The organism is Bacteroidota bacterium (genome assembly GCA_018266835.1).
In the GTDB taxonomy this organism is placed as follows: domain Bacteria; phylum Bacteroidota; class Ignavibacteria; order Tepidaquicellales; family Tepidaquicellaceae; genus JAFDZO01.
In genome coordinates this window covers 127,708-152,864 of record JAFDZP010000005.1, presented here as the reverse complement: position 1 = coordinate 152,864, position 25,157 = coordinate 127,708, and the positions used below count along the sequence as shown (strand labels likewise).

Genomic DNA, 25,157 nt, shown 5'->3' with positions numbered 1-25,157 from the left:
GGCGTTTAGAATTTAATTCTATAATAAATTGTAGCTCCAGTTCTGATATCTGATGAAACCAGAGACAGATTTGAACTTGTTGAGTTTAAAGGATCTACAGTTCTTTCAATTTGAATAAATAAATTACTTGAGATACCCTTAAGATTTAAAAGTTTTCCCAAAGGATATTGTATTACAAAACTTGTATTACCAACATTATCGAATACCTGACCGCCGACTCTGACTACTGCATCACCGAACTCAGCAGTAATTCTTATATCCGTATTTTGAGCAATTGAACCTGACTGAGAATTTACATAGTTGATATCAGTATTTACAATGAACGGTAAAATATTTTGTATGAACGAAGAAAAATAATTCGATAAAATTACTGAACCAACATTCGCGCCAACAGTTGAAGCAAGTGTAACCTGTTGTGAGGCATTTAAATTTAATGTACCAAATAAAATAAAACTAATTGCCTGCTGAGAAGGATCTGCCGAGTTATCCAGAACTCCTGCTTTATATAACTTCCATTCCAATTTAGGATTCGTTGCATCTCCGGTAACAGCTAGTTGCAAATCTACATTTATAGGAGCTTCAGTAGGGTTATCAGAAGGAACTGTTCCGGAATATTCTGCCTGAATATCAAGCTCCGGATTTTTTATTGGTCCGTTGAACTTAACTGTTCCGCTTGCTTTAAAGTTTTTATAAAATTTATAATAAGAGTTGTCTCCTAAAATCACATTGCCTCTAGCTTCCATGTTTCCGGTACTTCTATTATCAACAAATAAATTCATATTAACGTCACCGAAAAATTCCTGTTTGTACTTTGGGTTAGTAATAAATCTCAAAAATATCGGTGTTTCGTTGGTAACAACTATATCATAAATAAATGAACTTCTTGGAATCGGTTTGTTCAAGCTCGAATCTTCCTGTGCAATAATGTAACGTTCGAAAGGATTCCATTCCTTTTTATTTTTTTGTTTTATACTGTCAGTCAGCTTTGAAACATAATATAATAAACTATCAGCCATAAATGAAGTTGAATCATATACAAGCTTGTAATTAAAATCATCTGCGTACAGATCAAGAGTTTCCTGCTGGAAAGGATTTATTGTTATGTTTCCTTTTTTCAATGTAAGATTTCCATTTAGCAGCATTGACTGATCATTGCCCTTTAAGTGCAGCTGGGGAGTACCGCTTCCCCCGTATAAATCTCCCATCAAACCTAAATCTGTATTACCGTTATTTTTATCAAATAGTTTTACATCACCAGTCATATATAAATCAATATCACTTAATTTCAGATTACTGAAATCAATATAACCTGTAGTAGTTATAAATCTGCTGTCTTCATCGGGAGTATAGAGTTTTGAATTATTCAACAATAGTTTTTGTCCTTCAGTTGACATATCTGCTTCAAATCTATAATACATTTTAGTGAGGTCGACATTAAATGAACCGTTTCTTACAGTCATAGCTCCTGTAAGCTGAGGTTTAGAACTTGTTCCGCCGATATCAATTTTTCCGTTAAGCGTTCCGGCAAGATTTGAAGTGAAAGGAAGTATCTGCTCTATAATTCTTATCTGATAATTGTTTGCTGCAAGATTCAATTTTATAAGGTCAGTCTGCATCTTCTCTCTGATAATTGCAGTATCGGCATCTGTGAAAGATAAATAGATAGGGAAGTTTCCTGTTATCTTTGCATTACCAACGTTACTCTGATTATAGAAGGCAATATCAGGAATCAGTTTATATTCTTTGTAATCGGCAAGAGCATCAATTCTACCAATAGAAGTATTACCCATGCTTAACATGTCTGAGTTAGCTTCGAAATGGAAAAGGGGATTTTTCAAATCACCTTTAAACACAACTTCAACACGTCGGAAGTTACCTCTTATTTGTTCTTCAGGTTCAATACCAGGCTTAATGTATTTTTGAATTTCTGCAATGCTTAGATTATTTAATGTTACTTTTATATCACTGCTGCCGTCTAATGAATAAACTCCTTCAATATTAGCCCGCTGCCTTCCTTGCTCAAGCCTGAAATGTTTTACATCAAAATATCTTTCCCCATTGTCATTTACGAAATAGAAGAGCAATGAGTCTGTATCTCTGAATAAATATTTTCCTGCTTTGAAAGCAAGACTATCAACAATGAAAACCGATTGTATAGGGTCAAGTGTGAATCTCCCCTTTGAACCAAATTGTAATGTAGAATCTTTTACAAGACGCGTAATAAAAGTATTATTGTTATCTCTGTAGTTCACGAATAAATACGTGCTGTCGAATTTAGTACCGATAACTCTTAGTGAATCAGAAACAAAATTTATCCGTGCATTTACTCCGTTAATGTTCTGTTTATTATTGCTTGAGATTCTCATTGATAAATTCGCCTTGGAAACTCTCAGCAGTGAATCCTGATAAACTAATTTCGTAACTTTCCCTGTATCAACTGCAAATACAAATCTATTATTTGTGTTTGCAACTCTGCCTTTCATATCAATAATAATATCTAAATCATTGTACTGAATTAAAGATGCAATCGGTTTGAAGTCAATTATTTTTATATCATAAGTAAATCTGAAACTATCGGGAATTGCAGTAACCTGAGTATTGAATGAGCGCCTGATTGTACTATCAATTTTTATTGAGACGTTTTGAGTAACAGAATCTTTTGCAAAAATTTGACCAATATTCGATGAGACTTTTTCAATATTAGATGCAACAACTATAGGCAAAGTGGCTAATGAATAAAGTCCTGATGCGCGTAGTTCAAGGAAATTAGATTTTAAAGAAATATCAGTCGAGTCTCCATTCTTATGGATGAATCCCGTCATTGGTGATTCCGGTATCTGGTATTTAGCATAGTAAGATTTTGAGAAATTCAACTGAAAGTCACCGGTAATTCCGGCTAATGTTGTACCGTTGCCTTTTATATTATAAGTAAAGTTCAGGTTACTTTCCTGCGCGCTGTTTTTTGTAATGCCGGCTATATTAAGATTTTGAATATTACCTTTTACATCATATTGCAAATTCTTAAAATCTCTGAACACTACTTTACCATCTACAGAACTATTCCCGTAATTTGTATTATAGATAACATTCAAATCAGCAGTGCCATTATTTAAAATAATTGTACCTGAGGATTTATTTATATGCTGCTCGAATATATTGCTCTCGCGGATATCATACACCAGCTTTGTACGCATTTTTTTGTAGTCGAAGCTTACACCCTCAGCATTTATCTCACCGGTTATATTTCCTTCTAAACTTTTTTCTTTAAGGACCTTTCCTAAGTTGAAACTGTTCGTTTTAAAATTGCCTTTATAAACTGCTTCGTTAGGTTTAAGATTCAATGAACCTTTACCTGAAATATTTCCTGCCGATGAATTGATATCAATATCAGCAGTAAAATCTGTCGGCTCACCTACGAAATGAAAATCAGCGTAAACTTTTCCTAAGTGGCTGTAGTCAGGGACGGGAAGTCCGGGAATAATGAGTTTAGTATCAATAGGGTCAATTTCAGATTTGTTGGATGTTATATCAAGATAAAGTTTTGACGGCTCATCTAGGTTTTTTATAGTACCTGCAAAATCATAAACAGAATTATCCGTTTTCAGATAAAGTTTATCCAGAGCAAAATTGTTGTACTTTCCTTTCGCTTTGAAGTTTAAATATACGCGTCCGTCAAGGAAATCTAAATCAGGAAGAAAAAATTTCAGATCATCAAAATCGAACTTATCAGTTAATAAATCGATTGTCATTATTCTGTCATCGAATTTTTCGTATTCAACTTTCTGTTCAAGCGGGTCAAAGTCATCAAGCTGAACAGTCTTTATATCAACTTTAGTCCGCGGGGTGGTAAGATTTAAATTTGTAACCTGAGTAAATTTATTCTTCTGAAGCTTTGCCTGCAGGCTTAAGTTCTTTACCGTCAGTGCTGAATTTGTTGAAAAATTAATTTTCTTAATATCTACACTCTTTACATCAGGATAAATTTTTGCTGCAAGCTCTAAGTTAAAATTTTTAACAAAAAGATTCTTTATTCCGAAGTGCTCAATGTTGGTAACGGGAATTTGACCGATAGGCAGAGTTGAATTTTTATTCTCAAGAATTCTGAAGTTACCATTAACGATCTCAATTTTATCTGCAGTTATCTTCCAGTCAAATGGTTTTTTAGTAGTATCTTCGGGTTCTTCTTTATCGCTTCTTAAAATATAATTAAGATTCCACATCAGGCTATCTTTTGTGAAATTTACCTTGGTAAGATTTATTGTAGGATTATTAAGAATAACTTTGCTTACATAAACATTCTTGTTAGGGATTCCCCATAAGTCATAGCCGAGCTCGATGTAATTTAATTTTAGTAATGTATCACTTTTTACAATGACGCTAGCTTTATTTAATCTGAGTCCACTGATGATGCTGCCTTCAATTGACTCTGCATCAATGCGGCTTTGCTTGCTGACTAATGATTCATTTACTTTATCTATTGCGTAATGAAGTATCCAGTTCTTTGCGAATGAAGTCTGAAGGAAGAAAAATAATCCGATTAAGAAAATAAGAAAGCCAAGAAAAGTATATAAGCAAAATCTGAAAAGCTTTCCTAAGAAGCTTCTCTTTTTTTTAATAGGTTTCTCTGATGACTCAATTTTTTTAGACTCTTCTTGCTTCGGCTCATCAGGTGGCTTAGGGTTTGTGATATTTTCTATATCGTTATCTGACATTCAGCTTATATTCTATTAAAGCTTGATTATTTTTTCTATTATTCCTGTGGTTGAGTAGTTATCTATAAACTTAAGGCTGAATACTTTACCGCCGTTTTGTTTTACAATATCACTACCGACGATCTGGTCTTCTTTCCAGTCGCCGCCCTTTACTAGTATATCGGGAATGATTTTTGAAATTAAATTGAACGGAGTGTCTTCAGTGAAAATTGTTACGTCATCAACTGCTTTAAGATTTTCCATTACAAATTTTCTGTCCTGTTCTTTATTAACAGGTCGTGAATCTCCCTTTAATCTTTTCACAGATGCATCTGCGTTAAGTCCGACAATTAAATAATCACCAAGCGCTTTCGCTTCATTAAGGTATGCAACATGTCCGCGATGAATTATATCAAATACTCCGTTAGTGAAAACTATTTTCTTTCCTTCTTTTTTCAGTGCTGCAATTTTTTCAAATACTGAGTCCATTAATTTCCGTTCTCCGAGATATGCTCTATTAATTTATTTTTTTCAATCGGAACTATACCTACTTCTTCAACTACAAGTCCCGCAGCAATGTTCGCCGTTATGACACTATCCTTTACTGATGCTCCGCCTGCAAGGCAGACTGCAATTGTAGAGATAACCGTATCGCCTGCGCCGGATACATCTGAAACTTTTCTTGCTTGTGTCGGCACTCTTTCTATTTCAATTACACCGTTATCATTTTCAATAAGTAACATTCCGTGTTCGCCTAAAGTCAGAACTAAATTTTTGCAATTTAATTTTTTTATAAATTCCATAGCCTGTTCAATAAGCTCTTCGATATCTGATGTTCTTTTTAAAATTGCATCTTCAAGTTCTTTTCTGTTCGGCTTGAATAAGAAGACATCTTTGTACTCAAAGAAGTTTTCAAACTTAGGATCGACAAGAATTTTTTTGTTATTCTTTTTTGCAAAATCAATAATAGAATGTATTAGAGATTTTGTTAATACACCTTTGTTATAATCTTCAAGAATAATTATTTCAAATTCATTTTTATTTTTTTCAAGAAGCGATAAAACATTTTTATTTGATTCATCTGAAATACTTGTTCTGCTTTCGCTGTCTAATCTTATAAGATGATGCGCCGCTGCAATTACTCTTGTCTTGCAAGTTGTGTTTCTGTTCTCTTCACAGATTATTCCGTCTGTGTTTATTCCAAGTCCTTTAAAAACATTTTTTAAAATTTTGCCTTCGTCATCGTTTCCGCAGACGCCGATTAAAAGCGGTTCTGCTCCTAGAGTTTTAATATTGTAAGCAACATTTGCTGCGCCGCCGAGTTTGTTTTCCGATGTACCGATATCGAATACCTGCACGGGCGCTTCCGGTGAAATGCGAGTTACGTTTCCAAGCAAATATCTGTCGAGCATTATATCGCCGATAACGACAATTTTTTTGCCGTTTGCCTGTGAAAATATGGAGTTTAAGTCTTTTAAATTCATTCGGTAAAAATACCTTTTATACTTTGCTTATTCAATGTAGTTTGCAATGTAATCCAATTGATTAAACCGCTTATGAAATTATTACTTATAATACTAATAACATCTGTATTTGTTTCCGGTTTTGCTCAGCAAAATACGCAGGAAAATATTCATTCCAAGCTTGATAAAACTCTTTCTTTCAGAGGACTGAGCGAGAAGGATATTACCATTCCTATTACGACCGATAAAGATAAATCACCGACGAATCAATCGAAGTTATTATTACTGAAAGTAAAGGAGATTATGGAGTCTCCGTTGAAATCTTTTGAGTTTATGGAGGAGATGAAAGATATGGATAAATTTAATTTATCAAAAATTTTAGATAACTTTTATTACAAGATTATTCAAAATTATCAATTACACACTATTAGGGGACTCAGGTCACTTAAAACTATTGATTCAAATGAACCACAAATTTTAAAAAATCTTTTTGGAGATGCAGTTAGAAATGTTTATGATTACAGAGCTGGTGAAATCTTTTTTTTAAATGATAAATTTAATTCTGAGGAACTTAAATTCTTAAAGAAAAATTTGTTTTCAATAATCGAAGACACCGAAGATGGAACCGATGATAATAATTCGGACATTTTCAAATTTAATACATCAAGAGATTCTTCTTGGAAAATATCTCGCCAAACTTTAGACCTGTTATCCAAACTTGATTTAGTAAGAATACTTGAAAATTCTATTTGGGCTTCAAATGATTTTTTGAATATATATGAAAATGCGAAGGAGAAAATTTCTCTATTAAAAAATCTTCCTAAACAATACATCTCCAATCAATACGTTGATGGAGATTTTTATTACTATCACGATGACGGAGACGTTCGTATTGCAATTGGCACGGAAGGAAAAAATATTTACAACGGACACTTTGATTTAATAATCGATATCGGCGGTGATGATGTTTACAATATGAAGAATGAAATCCTTACAGGAAATAATTTTCAGTGCATAATGGATTTTGCCGGAAATGATTTTTATAATACATACGATGACTTCGGCTTGGCAGGAGCAGTGTTTTCCACTTCAATGATTTTTGATAAAGAAGGCAATGATGTTTACAAATCAAAGAACGGTTCGCTCGGCGCAGCCATCGGCGGCATTGGTTTACTTTACGATGAAGCAGGTGATGATATTTACGAGGGAAATGCGTTCTCACAGGGAGCAGGATGTTTCGGCATTGGTTTGTTGTATGACAAAAACGGAAACGATATGTATATATCAAATACATGCTCGCAGGCATTTGGAATGACTCAGGGAATCGGCGCAATTATAGATGAAAAAGGGAATGACTCTTATTTAATTTCTCCTCACTCACTTGATATCGGAAGATATGAAGACCATTATGTTTCAATGTGCCAGGGATACGGACTCGGTCTTCGTCCTTACTATGCGGGAGGAATCGGTCTGCTGCTTGACTGCGAAGGCAATGACGTTTACAATACAGATATTTTCGGACAGGGCGGCGGTTACTGGTACGGTCTAGGAGTTCTTATTGATAAAAAAGGCAACGATAAATATAACAGTTATCAGTATGCGCAAGGCGCGGGCATTCACTTGGCTGTCGGCTTGCTTGAAGATGATGAAGGCTGGGATTTTTATCAGTCGGACGGAGTTTCGCAGGGTTGCGGACATGATTACGGCTTCGGTTTACTGTATGACAAAAAAGGAAATGATAATTATTCAGCTTACTCGCTTTCACAGGGAGCAGGTAATGCAAACGGAATAGGAATGTTCATAGATGAAGAGGGAAGGGACGGATACTTAAATAAAGAGCCGGGCAATTGCAGAGGATATGGAAATCCAAGAAGAGAGTACGGCAGCCTTGGAATATTTCTTGACGGAAGCGGAACGGACTTTTATTCACAGCCGGGATATGACAGCACAATAAGCAATGGGTCGTTATGGGGTTCATTCAATGATTATCCTTCTCAGGATGAAATTCCAAATCAGGTCAGCGGAGATAATTATAAAGTAGAAGTGAACACTTCAAAAAATTATTCGCTTGAAGAATATTTTGTAATGGCAAAAACAATCGAGCCAAGATTTTCTAAATGGCAGGAGTACGGATTTAATAAATTAGTTGAAGACAGCATTAACACCGCAGAATATATTTTAAAATATTTGGATACAGATGACCACAGGGTAAGTCTTGTTTTAAGAAATCTTGCTTTTAAAATTGGTTACTCTATGGCAGAGGTTTTTAAAAGTGAAATCAGGAAAACATTAAGGTCAAAATCAGGAATTCAACCTAACATGAGAGTTAAGTTAGCATCGCTAAACGATAATCAGCTTTCATTTATCTGTTATCTTTTTGGCGAGACCAGGAATTCATCTGCTAAAGAAGAATTGTATGAACTAACTTATGATGAAAATGTAAGAGTAAGATCTTCTGCAATAAATGCATTAGGAAAAATTATACTTGATACAACTTATGATTCAGGGTTTATCAATCAGATGTCAGATAGACTTTTGCAGTTAGTAAACGAAGATTCTGACAACAAAATTTTATATAAAGATATTGCCCATGCATTGAAGAATTATAAATCACCTCAGAGTTTTGAAGCATATAAAAAACTTTTGTTCAATGATTATTACGGACCAAGATTTATTGCATCTGAAGCATTGAAAAGTTACTGGAATCAAAATGAAGTAACTGATAAAGATATATCGGGATTCACATCTGACAGGCTTGCCTTCCAGCAGTTTGTGTATTCAATTTCTGCACTGGAAGAAAATAAATTTAAAGAAGTTTTCGATAAAATATTGAATCAGAATATAAGTTACGAAGAAGTAATAAAGTATAATCTGATAGATGTATTGAATCAAAGAGAAAAATCCGCAAATGGTTTATTCCTGGAATGGATTAAAAACAGAAAAGAAATTTTGTCTGCAGTACTTGATGAAAAAATAAAATAAGATATAAAAATTTTTTACCCCGCACTCATAATACTATTGAATATGTAAGTGAGCGGCAATAATTTGTACACGGAGATTGCTTGCCAAATAAATTCAATTAATTCAAAAAACTAAAATGCAAAAATTATTTTTCCTTGTACTTGTATTGCTGTATTTACCTGTGAGTTCTTACGGTGAAAATTTACCGCTATTCACCAAAACTGCCACATCAAAGGCTCAGAACTTATCAGGTAAGTATATAAAAGAAGTAAGCGCTCCGAAATTTCTCACAGTAAATAAAGACGCTATCCGTCAGATATTAAGCTCATCTTCAAAATTTTTAAATCTTACAATTCCCGTTGATGAAAATATAAGTGCAGATTTGAAACTGACTGAGTATAATATTCTTACTCCTGATGCAGTGATAAACGAAATGACTGAAAACGGAATGAAAACAATGAAGGCAGACGTTCCATTCAAATGTTACAAAGGAATTTATAATAACGATATGAACTCAATGGCAATCATTTGTGTGTCGGAAACTTTTGTGAAAGGAATTCTTATTACAGATAATAATACTTACGCGCTTTCAACACTTGATGAAAATAATTTATCTGATGACTGCATTCTTTATGAGAACAGCAAGCTGCTTGTGAAAAATGATTTTCATTGCGGAAGCGAGGCGTTTGGAATTCCTGAAAGAGTTAAGCACGAAATGGAAAATCTGAACCCCGATATAGTGAGCAATACTTTTCTTCAGGCAAATATTGCTGTTGAAATAGATAAAATAACATACGCAACTTACGGCTCATCAATCCCGAATACCACTGCAAATACACTTGCGCTGTTCAGTGTTGTCTCTGCAATTTATAACAGGGATATAAATGTAAAAATTGTTGTGCCATTTATAAATATATGGACTACAACTGACCCGTACACAGGAACAACTTCCAATGCGCTTCTTACTCAGTTTACAAATTACTGGAACGGACACTTCTCAAGTGTGAACAGAACACTTGCGCATTTTATTACACGCAGAACAGGCGGACTTGGAGGCATTGCATTTGTTGATGTTCTTTGCAATTCACCAACTAACGGCAACGGTTACGGTTTCAGTAATATTATTGGGGCGTACAGTCCGCTGCCACTGTACTCATGGGACGTAATGGTTGTTGCACATGAAATGGGACATAACTTTGGTTCATCGCATACACATAACTGCAGCTGGCCCGGCGGTCCGATTGATACTTGCTATACTATAGAAGGCAATTGTTACAACGGTCCTAACAAGCCGCGAGTAGGTACAATTATGAGTTACTGCCACCTGACAGGCAGCATTGATTTAAGATTAGGCTTCGGTCCGCTGCCTAAAGCGCTTATAAGAACAAGCGCAGAAAATTCTTCGTGCATATCTGCTGCTCCTAATGCTTTACTTTTATCTTTTCCACAAGGCGGGGAATCATTTGCTACAAGCACTCAGCAGTACTTATACTGGGGGACTTCTTCAACAGCAAACTTTAATATTGACCTGACTACAAATAACGGAACTTCATGGACTTCACTTGCAACAAATGTTCCTGCTCAGCAGCATTATTATGTATGGACAGTGCCTTATATTTCTACAAGCTCAAATTGTAAAATAAAAATTTATGATGCAGGCAATCCTTCTCTTGCAGATACAGTCGATAATGTCTTTACCATTAAGGCAACAATGACAGGTGTGAGTTTAATCTCTCCTGCTAACTCAACGGCATTTACAACAACTCCAATAGATACATCGAAGATTGTTTTCAGCTGGACTCCTTCAGGGACTCTTCCTGAGATAAATTATAAATTCAAAATTAAAAAAATCGGCGGGCAGTTTGTTTCTCTTCCTTCAGATTCAAATGGTAAAGCTGCTCGGTTTACAGTCACGAAGAGTAAGCTGGATTCGCTTGCTGCATTATTTGTAGTAACAGGGGATTCAGTTCTTTGCGGATGGGCAGCGACTTCTTATCTTAATGCTGATTCACTCACAAGCGAAATAAGAATTCTTACAATTAAAACTCATACCGTCGGAGTAAATAATATTTCATCAGTAATTCCAACTGAGCATAAGCTATATACAAATTATCCGAATCCTTTTAATCCTGTTACAAAAATAAAATTTGAAATACCGAAGGATGAATTTGTGAAAATTACTGTGTATGACTTATCAGGAAAAGTTGTTTCTGAATTAGTTAATGAAAGACTGCAGGCAGGAGTTTACGAAACCGATTTCGATGGCGCGCGATTAGCAAGCGGAACATATTTTTATAAAATTGAGACAAACAGTTTTGTAGAAACAAGAAAGATGGTGCTTATAAAATAGATTTTTTATTCATAAGTATTTAGTAATTTTAAACCTGCCGTGTAATTTCTAAGGCAGGTTTTTTTATAATAAAAATTATGCATAAAACTCCAAAGGAAATATTAGAGTCAGAAAACTTTCAGTCATTTTTGAAAAGTGTTAAGGATGTTATTGAATTTTTTGAAAGAGGTCATTATGGAGATTATGAAATCTTTGTTTTTGAAGTTAGAAAAAAACTCTTAACTTATTATTCGGCTGCTATTGATCTAGAAGAAGTTGAACAGAATGATGAAGCTGAATACTTTCATAGTTTTAAGATAGAAAAAGAACTTACAAAAGCAGTTCATGAAAAATCCGAAGAAGTTCTCAAAGAAAACCAGTGGTACATTGATACTTTTAATCCTGTAGAAGTAGATGGCCAAAAACCTACAGGAGGATGGCTTGTGGATGATTTTGAGGATATTTATAAAGATTTGAAAGAGAATATTGTTCTTCTAGAGGATAAAAAGGAAACAGCTTATGAGTATGTAATATGGAATTTTAGATACTCCTTTTTAATTCATACTGGACAACATTGTATAGATGCAATTAGAGCATTACATTTTTTAATAGAAAGAATATTAAATCAAAGAGATTTAGATGCTATCGTACCATTCGAACCAGAAGAATTAGAATAACATTCCCATCCATTTTTTGCTTTCAAAACAATAATAAAACAGGTAATTTTATTGATAAACCTAAAAATCTATTAATGAAAAAGTTACTACTATTTTTATTAATTCTTCTCTCACAAAATATTTTCAGCCAGACATTAGTTTCATCATATCCTTTTCCCAATTACGGTTCATATAATTTTCTCTGGGGAATAACTGCTAAGAATGATACACTATGGGTTGGTTCAGATTATGATAATGCAGGAGCTTCTATACCTGCCAAGATTTATAAAATTACAAGAACAGCTCAGATACTCGATAGCATTGCAATGCCTTACGGATTTAATCACGGTATGGCATGGGATGGCAGCGGGTTCTGGATTGCTCAGGATTTTACAAGCAACGGAGCAAAGCTTTATAAAATAAATATGTCAGGTGTAAAAGTTGACAGCATTGTAACAGGAACATATGCGCAGGGCATCGGCGGACTAACAATCAACAATAATAAAATCTGGTTCACAGTTTATTATCCTGAAGTTACTACTTATCCATTCACATGGGCGTATGCTATAGACTTAACATCAAGATTGAAAGTTGACTCAATTCCTCTTAGATGTAAACAGGCACAGGGTATTGCATTTAAAGGTGACACCATTTTATATGTAAACGATAATTTCAGCAGCGAGCCTGAAAGAATTTTTGCATTCAGAAAAGCTGTAGGGGATACTATATTTTCTTTCCCGGGACCTGACCCTGACGGTTCAGACTCTCCACGGGGAATGTATTACGACGGACAAAATCTTTATCTCTTGGCGCAAAGAATAGGGAATACCGTTGGTTCATATTCAACTCTTTATAAATACTCTTTATCCGGGGCCGGCAATCCGGTTATAGCTGCTCCTGCAACTATTAATTTTGGAAACACAATTTTAAACACTCCAAATCCGCAGACTCTTACTATTCAGAACACAGGTACAGCTACTCTGAAATTGAATTCATTTAATATTTCAAATCCGAGATATACAATTTCTCCTAATGCACCTGATTCTATTTTAGCAGGTCAGCAAAAAAATTACACAGTTACATTTACTCCGACAGTTTACGATACTACTTCAGGTATATTATATATCGCTTCAAATGACGGCGGTACACCTGTTAAACAAGTTCAGCTTAAGGGTAAAGGTGTTTACAGCGGCGCTTACTTAACATTAAGCGCAAATACTTATGCTTACGGTACAAGAAGAGTTGGATGTACATCAGGATATTTATTTAATGTAACAAATACAGGAAGCCAGACATTGAATATAACTTCAGCATCTTTTGCAGGTGCAAGATTCAGACTTGATACCGTAGGACTTACATTCCCGATAGTTATCGATACACAGAAAACGAAGCAATTAAGAATCTGGTTTAATCCTACAACAGCTACAAGCTATGCAGATTCTATTTCAATAAATTCAAATGCAGTTAATGGTTCAGTTCAGAGATTAAAAGTTACAGGAACAGGAGCAAACTCAACCGGTACACTTGGTGAAATTTTATGGGAAGGAACTGTACCTGTAAATCCTTACTCAACATCTGCAGATCTTAAACCTATTTCAATTAAACAAATAAACGATGTTAATGCAGACGGTATAAATGACGTTTTAGTTGCATCGACGAACTATCTTGTAACATGTTACAACGGCGGTTCATCGGTTACGACTGATATATTATGGACATTCAATTCAGGGTACAATAATAATAACAGCGGTTCTGTTCCTTATGAGCAGGCAATGCAGGTAAGAAGCGATGTTGACGGCGACGGGATTCCTGATGTAGTAATAGGAACAGGCGGCGGCAATGAAGAAGTTTATACTATCTCTGGAAGAACCGGAAAGAAAATCTGGGAGTTCGGAGATTCTGTAAGTTTCAGCGACGGCGATGTTAACGTTGTAAAAGTTGATAAAGATTTTAACGGTGACGGAGTTAACGATGTACTTATGGATGCAAACGGAACAGGCGGAAATCCTCCCGGAAGAAAAACAATTTTTATTCTGAATGGATTAACAGGACAATCGATGTTAACAACATCAATGCCTCAGACATTTTCATATGACTTAGTTACAACGTCAGCAGGATTTGCAGTAGGTATGGGAGAGAGCGGCGGACCGTATTCAATAAGAGGTTATAATAATTCAGGTTCACAAATATGGTCTTACACTTCGCCTGCAGTTATCTGGGGAATGACAAGTATTCCGAGTGTGAATGCAGATACAATTCCTGATATAGCTTGTCTTGTAGGATTTACTTCTACAATTACAGTCCTAGATGGCGCAACAGGTAATTCAATTTACTCTACAGGATTTGGAACAGGTATAAACGGAATAGTAAAATACTATAAAGGTATATGGCCGGACCCCAATGTAAATCTGGGTGAGATTACAATTTTCAACGGAGCAAAGCAAATGGTGAAAATAAATCCGAGAGACGGAGTACCGATCTGGAATAATAATCTGGATGCTACTTATGTTATGGGCGCAGACATTATCGGACCAACAGGTCCCGGATCATTAACGGAAGCATCTGTTGCCTGCGGTACACTTGGTGATAATTTTTATATCTTAAATGGAAATACAGGCGCGGTAAAATTCACTTATTCTTTCGGAAGCGGCAGCACTGATTTTGCATGCGAGAAAGTTTCAAGATTAGATAATATAAACAGGCTGGAAAATGTTAACATGGGCGCAAACGGTAACGAAGTTATTGCCGGCTGCAGAGATGGAAGAATTAAATGTTTTTCCGGAGGGTGGTATACGTTAGCAGGTATTTCTAATCTCTCGAATGAGATTCCGGGTAAATATTCTCTTGAGCAGAATTATCCGAATCCGTTCAACCCACAGACAAAAATAAAATTTGCCTTGCCGAAAGATGAATTTGTAAAAATTACAATCTTTGATGTATCGGGAAGAGCAATCGATAATATTGTTAATGAAAAACTGACAGCAGGAACTTATGAAGCACAGTTCAACGGAAGTAATTTTGCCAGCGGAACATACTTCTATAAAATAGAGGCAGGCAATTTTGTGGAGACGAAGAAAATGATTCTTGTCAAATAGTTTAGAAAGTTTGTACCTATTAGTAGTAATAGGAAATTAAATCTTGTCCCTGCTAAAAAAATTTATTATTTTTAGGCAGGGATTTTTTTTTTTTTTGAGTATTGTGTGAAAAGGATTTAGTTAAAATAAAATGCGTCTTTTTTGCGACTATTTAATTTTCCCTCCCCTTATTAAGGGGAGAGTCAGGGAGGGGTTATTGGAAGAGAAAATTAAAATTTGTTCTTTACTTAACCTCCCCCTCAATCCCCCTCCTTAGTAAGGAGGGGGAAGAATGGACGAAAAAATGAATAGAGAAAATAAAATCCGTCAAAAATTCATCAATTCAGTGAATTAATTTTGGGGTGTATTGAAAAAACTATATGATGGAAATAAAATGTGACATTAATGCGACTTTATACTTTGTACGTTTGACTTACTACTAAATAAAATCCGACTATTTTCCGACTAATTTCACTAATGAATAATTATAATTAATAATGAATAATAAAATGTGACATTAATGTGACAATTTTATTTAATGTATAGAAAATGAATCCTTCTAAAGACAGGACTGAGCTTCGCTCAGAATGTTACAATAAGGTAACAATTTGAAACTTGAAACTTGTAACTTGAAACTGTAAGAGAATGCGACAAAAATCCGACTTTTAAAACGATAATAATAAAGCTAATTTCGACAAACTTAGAAAATTTTAGTTTATGGAAACTGCAATTGAAAATGAAGTAACTGCTGCTAACGGTTCTGCCGCAGTTGATTTTCTTCCTCTTAAACGAATCGACCATTTAGAATTCTATGTAGGGAATGCAAAACAATCTGCATTCTACTATCAATATGCTTTAGGTTTCAAAATGACAGGTTACAGAGGACTTGAAACCGGAGATAAAAAAGTTACCTCTTATTTGTTAGAGCAAAATAAAATCAAGTTCGTACTTTCAACAGCGCTAACTCCCGACCACGAAATTTCAGACCATGTTAAAGCTCACGGTGACGGTGTGCGTGATATTGCATTTGAAGTTGATGATGCCACCAGCGCTTTTGAAGAGACGACAAAGAGGGGAGCAGTTCCGCATTTAGCTCCAACAAAAATTGAAGATGAGAACGGCTATATAATTAAGTCAGCTATAAAAATTTACGGCGATACCATTCACACGTTTATTGAAAGAAAAAATTATAAAGGACTTTTCCTTCCGGGATTTGTACCGGCCGGAACAAGAGCGGTTCAGGGGATAGACGATACAGGCTTAAAAGCAGTTGATCATATTGTAGCAAATGTTGAGCTCGGCAAAATGAATGAGTGGATGAAATTTTATGCTCACACAATGGGCTTCAGCCAGCTTATTTCTTTTGATGATAAAGATATTTCAACTGAATATACAGCTTTGATGAGTAAAGTAATGCAGAACGGTTCAGGAAAGATTAAATTTCCGATAAATGAGCCTGCTCAGGGAAAGAAGAAGTCACAGATAGAAGAATATCTTGATTTTTACGGCAGTCCGGGCGCACAGCATATTGCATTGATTACAGGTAATATTATTGAGACTGTAAATGAACTGCAAAGAAGAGGGGTGGAATTCCTCAAAGTGCCGACAACATATTACAGAGAACTTGAAAACAGAGTAGGAAAGATTGATGAGGATTTAACTGAACTGGAAAAACTTGGAGTCCTTGTAGATAGAGATGAAGACGGGTATCTGCTTCAGATATTCTCCAAACCTGTTGAAGACAGGCCGACATTGTTCTTTGAAATCATTCAAAGAAAAGGCGCAAGAAGTTTTGGTAAAGGGAATTTCAAAGCTTTATTTGAAGCTATTGAAAGAGAACAGGAACTAAGAGGAACTTTATAATAGAAGCTATAACTATCTTGTATATAATCTGGTTAGGCTTATTTTTTAATGTAAAAAATAGGATAAAGTAATAATGGAGTTAATCAACAATAACGCATTAGATGAATTGAGAATGATGGATGAAGAGGGCGGGTTTCTAAAGGAAATCGTAAACCTGTTCATTACAGATTCCGTTAACACGCTGAATGATATAAAGAACCATGCGGCCTCGGGCGATATAGGGGCAATGAATAAATCAGCTCATAAATTGAAAGGTTCAAGTCTTAGTATAGGGGCTCAGGCACTTGGCGAATTGTGCTTTAAGCTCGAAAAGACTGAATCATTCAGCAGCGATGATGAAAAAGAGCAGAATATGAAAGATTTGCAGAGTTTATATGACCAGTCAGTAGAAGCCTTGCAGAAGATAATAGCTTAGAAGTAAAATAGTTTTCCCTACATATAGGTAATTTTAGAGCCGTTCCGGTTAATCCGGACCGGCTTTTTTTATTTGGCACGGTTTTTCTAAGTATAATAGTATGAAATTGAGTATAAAGACTTAATTCTAGTACAGTTTTAGGGGATAGTGTGTGCAAACTATAGTATTAGTGTATCCTTTTGATACCTAAAAGAAGTGAGATGACTATCTAAATGAAAGCAACACATATAAATAAAGAATCGGACAAGAAACGAACACCGCTGAAAAATGCTAAAACTGCGGAAAATGACGATGTAAAAACCGGTAAAAATGAGCCGGAAATCACTAAAAATCAAATGTCAGAAATAGTAAACAGAATAGATAATACATACGATAGATTTCAAAGATTGAGCTTGAATTCAGGCAAGGATTCTTCTCATTTGAATGACTTATCAAAGAAAACTCTGGAAGAGGAAAAGAAAGTGTTAATTGATGAAATAACGAAAATGAAGAACGATTTAGCAGCAGCAGTAAACGCTAAGTCTGAGTTCTTATCAGTTATAAGCCATGAGATACGGACACCTATGAATGCAGTAATTGGTATGTCAGGATTATTAATGGATACAAATTTAACTCCTGAGCAAAAGGAATATGTAGATACTATTCGTTCAAGCGGAGATAAGCTTCTTACTCTGATAAATGACATTCTTGATTATACAGATATTGATTCGGGCAAACTCGCATTGGAATATCAGCCGTTCTCATTGAGAAATTGCATTGATGATGCGATAGGTTTGATATCAAACAGCGCCTGGTCAAAATCACTTGAGGTTATTTATTATGTGGATCCTCAGGTACCTGAAAATATATTCGGAGATATAACAAGGCTGCGTCAGATTATTGTGAATCTATTGAACAATGCAGTGAAGTTCACCAATCAGGGAGATGTGTTTTTATCAGTAGTAAAAATAGATAAGCCCGGTAAAACTTCAGATGATATCGAGCTTGAGTTTTCAATAAGAGATACAGGAATAGGTATTAAGAACACTGAAGCTGAGAAGATATTTAAAGAGTTTTCGCAGGTAGATTCATCACTTACGAGAAAATTCGGAGGTGCGGGACTTGGTTTGGCAATCTGTAAAAAGCTTGTTGATATGATGGGCGGAAATATATGGTTTGAAAGCAAGGAAGGAATCGGAACTACGTTCTATTTTACGATAAGTGTAAAGAAGTCAGAAGTAACAGAGGTAAAAGAATATCTTCTATCGGATATACCAAATCTCAAAGGAAAGAATCTTCTTATTATAGATGAGAACAGGGTATTGAGACAGATACTTTCATTGCAGACTCAGATGTGGGGTATGAAGCCGAAGACTACACCAAGCGGATATGAGGCAATTGACTGGCTGAAAAAGTATAAGTTTGATACAGTGTTATTGGACTTAGTCCTCAACGAAAAATACAATGGAGAGATAGTAAAAGAGATAAGAAGAGTTAAAGGAAATGAGTTTCCTATTATAGCTTTACAAAGCGGAAAGTCAGATATGTTTGTAAATCAGGATTTGTTTTCTGCTTCAATAACGAAACCGATAAATCAGGAAGAACTGTTCGATGTATTTAATCTGATGTGTACGGATAACAAGACTTCAATCGTAAAACCTGAAGTCACTGAAAAGAAGCTATCGGAAAAACTGCCTTTAAAAATTCTTATCGCTGAAGATAACATTATCAATCAGAAAATAGCTTCACGAATTTTAGCTCAGATGGGTTATGTAGCGGATATTGCGAGTGACGGACTCGAAGTTCTTGATTGTCTGAACAGACAGCATTATGATTTAGTGTTAATGGATGTGCAAATGCCTGAGCTTGATGGAATACAAACAACAGGTAGAATTCTTGAAAAATGGATTCCTGCAGAGAGACCAAAAATTATTGCTATGACGGCAAATGCCACTCAGGGAGATATGGAAAAATGCTTATATGCCGGTATGGATGACTTTATCAGCAAACCTATTTTATCTGAAGAGCTTAAAACTATGCTTGAGAAGTGGGGAAGTAATCCTATAACAAAAGTTACAGGAGCGTTGACATATAATAATGATGATTTGATTGATACATCAACTGTGGAAAATCTTAAACAGATAACAGGTATAGATAATTTATCATTCCTTAAAGAAGTTGTTAACTTGTATTCAAAGCAGACTCCTCAGTTGATTTCTGATATTAAGAAACACTGGAAGAATAATGAAATTCAGAAGCTCATTTTAGCTGTGCATAATTTAAGAGGCTCAAGCATAAATATGGGTGCAAAGCTTATTCAGGAGATTAGCAAAAACATTGAAGCAAAATGCCGTAAAGGCGATATGGGTGAAATTGGAAATGATATTGAAAAGCTTGAATATGTTTATCAGAGAACAATTAATGAGTATAAAAAATTAGTATAATTTATTAAATTCAATTTATTCCAGAAACTTTGACCTGCCGGGCTTGCCTGACAGGTCTTTTTTATTATTTTTATGAGCTTTAAAACGAGAACTAATACTTGCGGAGATTTAAATATATCCAATGTAAACGAAAGCGTTACACTTAACGGATGGGTTGCAAAAAAGCGTGACCTTGGCGGAATTTTATTCATAGATTTAAGAGACAGATACGGAATTACACAGGTAAAAATTGATCCTGATAAGAAAGAATTATATGATATTGCTTCTAAAGTCGGAAATGAATTTGTCATTTCTGTTTCAGGAAAAGTTATAGAGCGCTCAAGCAAGAACAAGAATATTCCTACAGGAGAAATTGAAGTTGATACAGAAGAGTTTCAGATTTTGAATGAAGCTGTCACTCCTCCTTTCGTAATTGAAGACGATGTTAAAGCGTCTGAAGATTTGCGTTTACAATACAGATATCTTGATTTAAGAAGAGGTAAGCTTCAGAGAAATCTTATGGTAAGAAACGAAGTTTATCAGATAGTTCATAAGTATTTTCATAAGAGAAATTTCGTTGAAGTTGAAACACCTATACTAATGAAATCCACTCCCGAAGGAGCTAGAGATTATCTCGTACCATCGAGAGTCCATAAAGGAAAATTCTATGCATTACCTCAATCACCCCAGACTTACAAACAGATTTTAATGGTGGCAGGATATGATAGATATGTTCAGATCTGTAAGTGCTTCCGGGATGAAGATTTAAGAGCAGACAGACAGCCTGAGTTTACACAAATCGATATGGAAATGAGTTTTGTTCATCAGCAGGATGTATTTGATATGTCAGAGCCATTGTTTAAAGAAATCTGGAAAGAGATTTTAGGAGTGGAAATTACTACTCCCTTCCCGCAGTTAAGCTATGATTACGTAGTTGAAAATTACGGCTCTGATAAACCAGATTTAAGAATATTCGGCTTATCAAAAATCATAAACATCAGTGAGATTGTCAAAGATTCCGGCTTTGTAGTTTTTGAAAACGGACTTAAAGAAAAGAACGGTATCGTTGCCGGAGTAAAATTATCATTTGCAGAAAACAAGATTGACGTTACCCGTAAAATCATAGATGGCTTAACAGACTTTGTAAAGAAACTTGGCTTCGGTGGACTTGGTTACATTAAATACAATACAGACGGGACCGTTCAATCACCACTACAGAAATTCTTAAGTGATGATATTCAGGCTCAAATCAAATCAGCATTTGAAGTCAAAGACGGTGAAATAATCTTCATCCTTTCAGGTGAAAAGAAAAAAGTATGCACATCTCTTGGAACACTTAGAAATAAAATTGCAGCGGAGCATAAACTCATCGATGAAAGCAAATATGAATTCCTATGGGTAGTTGATTTCCCTCTGTTCCATTACGCCGAAGAAACTGATTCTTATGCGGCAGAGCATCATATGTTCACAGGTCCCCAAAATAAAGAGCTGCCAAAGTTTGAATTAGCAAAGAACGAGACTGATAAACGCAAACGCGCCGACATCATTGAAAGCATGAAAGGGGATTGTTATGATTTAGTCTTAAACGGGAACGAAATAGCCAGCGGAAGCATTAGAATACATCAAAGAGACATTCAAAAGAAAGTATTCGATATAGTCGGATTCACTGAAGCAGAGCAGCAGGAGAAATTCGGATTCCTCCTCGATGCTTTCAAATATGGCGCGCCGCCTCACGGTGGAGCAGCATTTGGCTTTGATAGAATCGTTGCAATACTCTGCGGACTTGATGCAATACGCGATGTAATAGCATTCCCTAAAACGGTAAGCGCAGCATCTTTGATGGATGAATCTCCAAGCAACGTTGCGCAGCAGCAGCTGGATGAATTAGGAATTAGATTAGCACCTAAAGAAATTAAGACTGAATTTCTTGAAGGAATTAAACTCTAATTTGTTTTGAATTTCATTAAAATTTAAAAAATCGTATCTTATACATTACTCAAAAATTAATTAAACGGAGCACAATACAGTGGCAACAGCATCACTAACAAAAGAAAAATTAAAGTACAAAGTTAAAGACATATCACTCGCTGAATGGGGACGCAAAGAGATTCGTTTAGCAGAGGCTGAAATGCCCGGCTTGATGGCCATTCGTGAAGAGTACAAAAAAACAAAACCGCTCAGCGGTGCAAGAATTGCCGGATGTCTTCACATGACAATCCAGACCGCAGTTCTTATCGAAACCCTCGTAGATCTCGGAGCAGAAGTTACATGGTCTTCATGTAATATCTTCTCTACCCAAGATCACGCCGCAGCAGCTATAGCAGCAGCAGGGATTTCTGTTTATGCATGGAAAGGAATGAACGCAGAAGAATTCGACTGGTGTATCGAGCAGACACTATTCTTCGGCGATGAAAACAAACCGCTCAATATGATTCTCGATGACGGCGGTGACCTCACCAATATGGTTTTCGATAAGTACCCTGAATTAATCGCAGGCATCAAAGGCTTATCAGAAGAAACCACAACCGGTGTTCACAGACTATATGACAGAATGAAAAACGGCACTTTACATATGCCGGCTATCAACGTAAATGACTCTGTTACAAAATCAAAATTCGATAACAAATACGGCTGTAAAGAGTCCTTAGTTGACGCTATCCGTAGAGCAACTGACGTAATGATGGCAGGTAAAGTTGCCGTTGTTGCCGGTTACGGAGACGTGGGTAAAGGCTCTGCCGCATCACTCAGAGGCGCAGGCGCAAGAGTTCTCGTTACAGAAATCGATCCTATCTGTGCGCTTCAGGCAGCTATGGACGGATTCAAAGTTACAACAATGGAAGAAGCTGTTAAAGAAGCCGATATCCTTGTAACTGCAACAGGAAACCTTAACATCATCAACGGCTCACACTTCAAAGCTATGAAGGATAAAGCAATCGTTTGTAATATCGGTCACTTCGATAATGAAATCGATATGGCATGGCTCAATGAAAACTATGGCCACACTAAAGATACCATTAAACCTCAGGTTGACCTTTATAATGTTGACGGACATGAAGTTATCGTCCTTGCAGAAGGCCGACTTGTAAACCTTGGCTGCGCGATGGGACATCCTTCCTTCGTTATGTCAAACTCGTTTACAAATCAGGTTCTTGCCCAGCTTGAGTTATGGGAAAACCACTCAAAATACGAGAACAAAGTTTATGTATTGCCAAAGCATCTTGATGAAAAGGTTGCAAGACTTCACCTGGCTAAAATAGGTGTTAAGCTTGAAACCCTTACAAAAGAGCAGGCAGATTATATCGGCGTGACTGTAGAAGGTCCTTACAAATCCGATATGTACAGATATTAATACAGATGTTCTGCTAATGTAGCTCAGTTGGTAGAGCAATTGATTCGTAATCAATAGGTCGCCAGTTCAACTCTGGCCATTAGCTCTTTTTTATAAAATAAGCCCGTTTCTGATTCAGATTCGGGCTTTTTTTATGTCAATTTTTTGAATTACCCTTTAATTAATTGATTTTTCACATACCAAAACTTACGCCCCCTCGTAAGTTTTCTGCTAAATTAATGTTAATACAACTATATATTTCAGGCATTATGAAGTAATTATTGAAAAAATATATGTTTATTTTCCTTACCTATATGTACTAATCGGTTGTTTAAATTAAAACGGGGCGTTGGCCCCGACTACTTTTTTAAGCTTCCAGCACATCAAACTGCACCAACAGCCATTTATTCAAAATATGGTTATGTGATATCTCGCAGCAGATTCCCTGCCTTTCGCAAATCAATGAATAATGCGTTATAATATTATCGCCAATTCTTTCAATCCACGGCTTCCCGTATTTCGTTACAGAGTACTCTGTATTGCCCCTTTTGAATTTTATTATTTCTATTGCTGATGCTTTATATTTTACTATCACATCAACTTGTTCATTTACCACTCTGTTCATTAATACCTCCCGATGCCTACACGGATACTGCTCTCTCCGTATTTGGTTTTAATTGTATCAAGAGCGTGATACGGTAAAATTTTCTGTTGATTAAAAAGGTCGTAGTTCTCACTTTGCAAATCGCTGCCAAGCTCGCACACCATAATACCGAACATCTGCACTTTCAGCTCCGCTGTCGGATGCTGCATATTTTTATACAGCTCAAGCGCGCATTCATAGAGCGTCCTGTCGTTATTTGTAAACTGAGTTAACTTATACTCAGCTACATCAAACTGCAGATTTGTGAACCGCTCAATGAGGAACAATCTTTTACAAAGTAAATTTTTACTGCGGAGCTTCCTGCCGATGTATTCCACTCTGCGCCCGATCTCTTCTTCACATGCAAAGCGCTCATAAATAGGATACGTTAATGAATGCTGATGCATTAAGCTTTTCTCATGCGTTTCCTTTCTGAAAATCTCCGCCGTCTCTTCTCCTCGCGCCATCCGTTTATAGCAGATGCCGTTAATGCCGAATTCTTTCCGCAAAATATTATCGGGACAGTTTGCAAGGTCTTGTATAGTCCATACATCATGAAAATTCAGACGCGGTTTTATTTTATTTCCTATGCCCCATATTTTATCTACTGCCATAGGAAAAAAAATTCCTCTGTCCCTTTGAGTTATCAAAGTAAAGCCCGCCGGCTTGTGAAGCTTCGTTGCCATTTTTGCATAGCTCTTATTAAATGATAATCCCATCGAGCAGGTGAGGTCTTCTTCTTTTAAAATAAAATCTTTGAACTCTCTTGATATTTTTTCCGCGCTTTTAAAATCTTTACAAACAGAAGTGAGGTCTATAAAACATTCATCTATGCTATATTGCTCAATCGCTTCATCGGGGACATATTTTTTTGCAAACGTTAAAATGTTAAAAAGTATTGCTTCATATTTCTGTCCGTAGCAGGGTACAAGTATTAGCTGCGGGCAGATTGTCTTTGCCTGGTAAGTAGTCATTGCAGTATCTACTCCAAGCGCGCGCGCCTCATAGGAAGAAGTCATAACAATTCCTTTAGTGAACGTATCAGGAAGCGATACAACTCCGACAGGTTTGCCTTTGTAATTAGGATTATCTCTTTGTTCGACCTGCGCATAAAATGCATCCAGGTCTAAATGAAGAAAGAAACGGTTAGAGTGTTCCTTTATTCCAAGGTTATATTCTTTGAGACAAGGAAAACGATATAAGGGCATCATCCGCACTCTCTTAAAAACCGAGTGTGCTTTATCCTTATCTACGGGGTTGAAAAACGCGGAGCTTGCCAGGTCCAGGGGATTCATATTCCGTAAATTTAGTTGCCATAAAGATATAAGGTTA

Annotated in this window: 14 protein-coding genes and 1 tRNA gene; 10 read left to right on the top strand and 5 right to left on the bottom strand. The window is 35.9% G+C overall.

Annotated elements, in window-relative coordinates; genetic code table 11:
• Positions 1-5: 5 nt before the first annotated feature.
• From JST55_13560 to rfaE1, 3 genes are read right to left on the bottom strand one after another with little or no spacing between them, the layout of a single operon-like run.
• Entirely contained in the window at positions 6-4,712 is a 4,707-nt protein-coding gene (locus JST55_13560; protein ID MBS1494536.1) for a hypothetical protein, read from the bottom strand.
• 15 nt (positions 4,713-4,727) lie between these two features.
• Positions 4,728-5,180 carry a D-glycero-beta-D-manno-heptose 1-phosphate adenylyltransferase gene (gene rfaE2 / locus JST55_13555; protein MBS1494535.1) on the bottom strand — a complete coding sequence of 151 codons (453 nt, stop codon included), beginning with the start codon at positions 5,178-5,180 and terminating at the stop codon, positions 4,728-4,730.
• Positions 5,180-6,175: a D-glycero-beta-D-manno-heptose-7-phosphate kinase gene (gene rfaE1, locus JST55_13550; protein MBS1494534.1), complete on the bottom strand. Its 996-nt coding sequence runs from the start codon at positions 6,173-6,175 to the stop codon at positions 5,180-5,182. Before rfaE1 ends, rfaE2 begins: the two co-directional genes overlap by 1 nt.
• 72 nt (positions 6,176-6,247) lie before the next feature.
• Here rfaE1 and JST55_13545 point away from each other — a divergent pair, with 72 nt between their 5' ends.
• The 10 genes from JST55_13545 (at position 6,248) to JST55_13500 (ending at position 23,288) form a co-directional block, all read left to right on the top strand.
• On the top strand, positions 6,248-9,136 hold the full coding sequence (locus JST55_13545) for a hypothetical protein (protein ID MBS1494533.1): 2,889 nt from the start codon (positions 6,248-6,250) through the stop codon (positions 9,134-9,136).
• A gap of 115 nt (positions 9,137-9,251) precedes the next feature.
• Entirely contained in the window at positions 9,252-11,465 is a 2,214-nt protein-coding gene (locus JST55_13540) for a zinc-dependent metalloprotease (protein ID MBS1494532.1), read from the top strand.
• 77 nt (positions 11,466-11,542) lie between these two features.
• The gene (locus JST55_13535) at positions 11,543-12,121 is read left to right on the top strand and encodes a DUF5063 domain-containing protein (GenBank protein MBS1494531.1); all 579 of its coding nucleotides are present in this window, start codon (positions 11,543-11,545) and stop codon (positions 12,119-12,121) included.
• Between the two features lie 74 nt (positions 12,122-12,195).
• A complete protein-coding gene (locus JST55_13530; protein ID MBS1494530.1) occupies positions 12,196-15,195 on the top strand; it encodes a choice-of-anchor D domain-containing protein in 3,000 nt (999 codons plus the stop codon).
• A gap of 696 nt (positions 15,196-15,891) precedes the next feature.
• Positions 15,892-17,037 (top strand): 4-hydroxyphenylpyruvate dioxygenase, encoded by a 1,146-nt coding sequence (hppD, locus tag JST55_13525; protein ID MBS1494529.1) that lies wholly within the window; start codon positions 15,892-15,894, stop codon positions 17,035-17,037.
• Positions 17,038-17,110: 73 nt separating this feature from the next.
• Positions 17,111-17,452 carry an Hpt domain-containing protein gene (locus JST55_13520; GenBank protein ID MBS1494528.1) on the top strand — a complete coding sequence of 114 codons (342 nt, stop codon included), beginning with the start codon at positions 17,111-17,113 and terminating at the stop codon, positions 17,450-17,452.
• 212 nt (positions 17,453-17,664) lie between these two features.
• Positions 17,665-19,875 carry a response regulator gene (locus tag JST55_13515; protein ID MBS1494527.1) on the top strand — a complete coding sequence of 737 codons (2,211 nt, stop codon included), beginning with the start codon at positions 17,665-17,667 and terminating at the stop codon, positions 19,873-19,875.
• A 72-nt stretch (positions 19,876-19,947) separates the two neighbouring features.
• The gene (aspS, locus tag JST55_13510) at positions 19,948-21,801 is read left to right on the top strand and encodes an aspartate--tRNA ligase (GenBank protein ID MBS1494526.1); all 1,854 of its coding nucleotides are present in this window, start codon (positions 19,948-19,950) and stop codon (positions 21,799-21,801) included.
• Positions 21,802-21,880: 79 nt separating this feature from the next.
• Positions 21,881-23,203 carry an adenosylhomocysteinase gene (locus tag JST55_13505; protein ID MBS1494525.1) on the top strand — a complete coding sequence of 441 codons (1,323 nt, stop codon included), beginning with the start codon at positions 21,881-21,883 and terminating at the stop codon, positions 23,201-23,203.
• A gap of 12 nt (positions 23,204-23,215) precedes the next feature.
• Positions 23,216-23,288 (top strand) — tRNA-Thr (locus JST55_13500).
• A 261-nt stretch (positions 23,289-23,549) separates the two neighbouring features.
• On the opposite strand, the gene JST55_13495 is transcribed toward JST55_13500, so the two are convergent.
• Together JST55_13495 and JST55_13490 are read right to left on the bottom strand one after the other, a co-directional pair.
• The gene (locus tag JST55_13495; protein ID MBS1494524.1) at positions 23,550-23,807 is read right to left on the bottom strand and encodes a hypothetical protein; all 258 of its coding nucleotides are present in this window, start codon (positions 23,805-23,807) and stop codon (positions 23,550-23,552) included.
• Positions 23,807-25,120, bottom strand: coding sequence for a DNA polymerase IV (locus JST55_13490; protein ID MBS1494523.1), 1,314 nt, complete (start codon positions 25,118-25,120; stop codon positions 23,807-23,809). Before JST55_13490 ends, JST55_13495 begins: the two co-directional genes overlap by 1 nt.
• Positions 25,121-25,157: the final 37 nt, after the last annotated feature.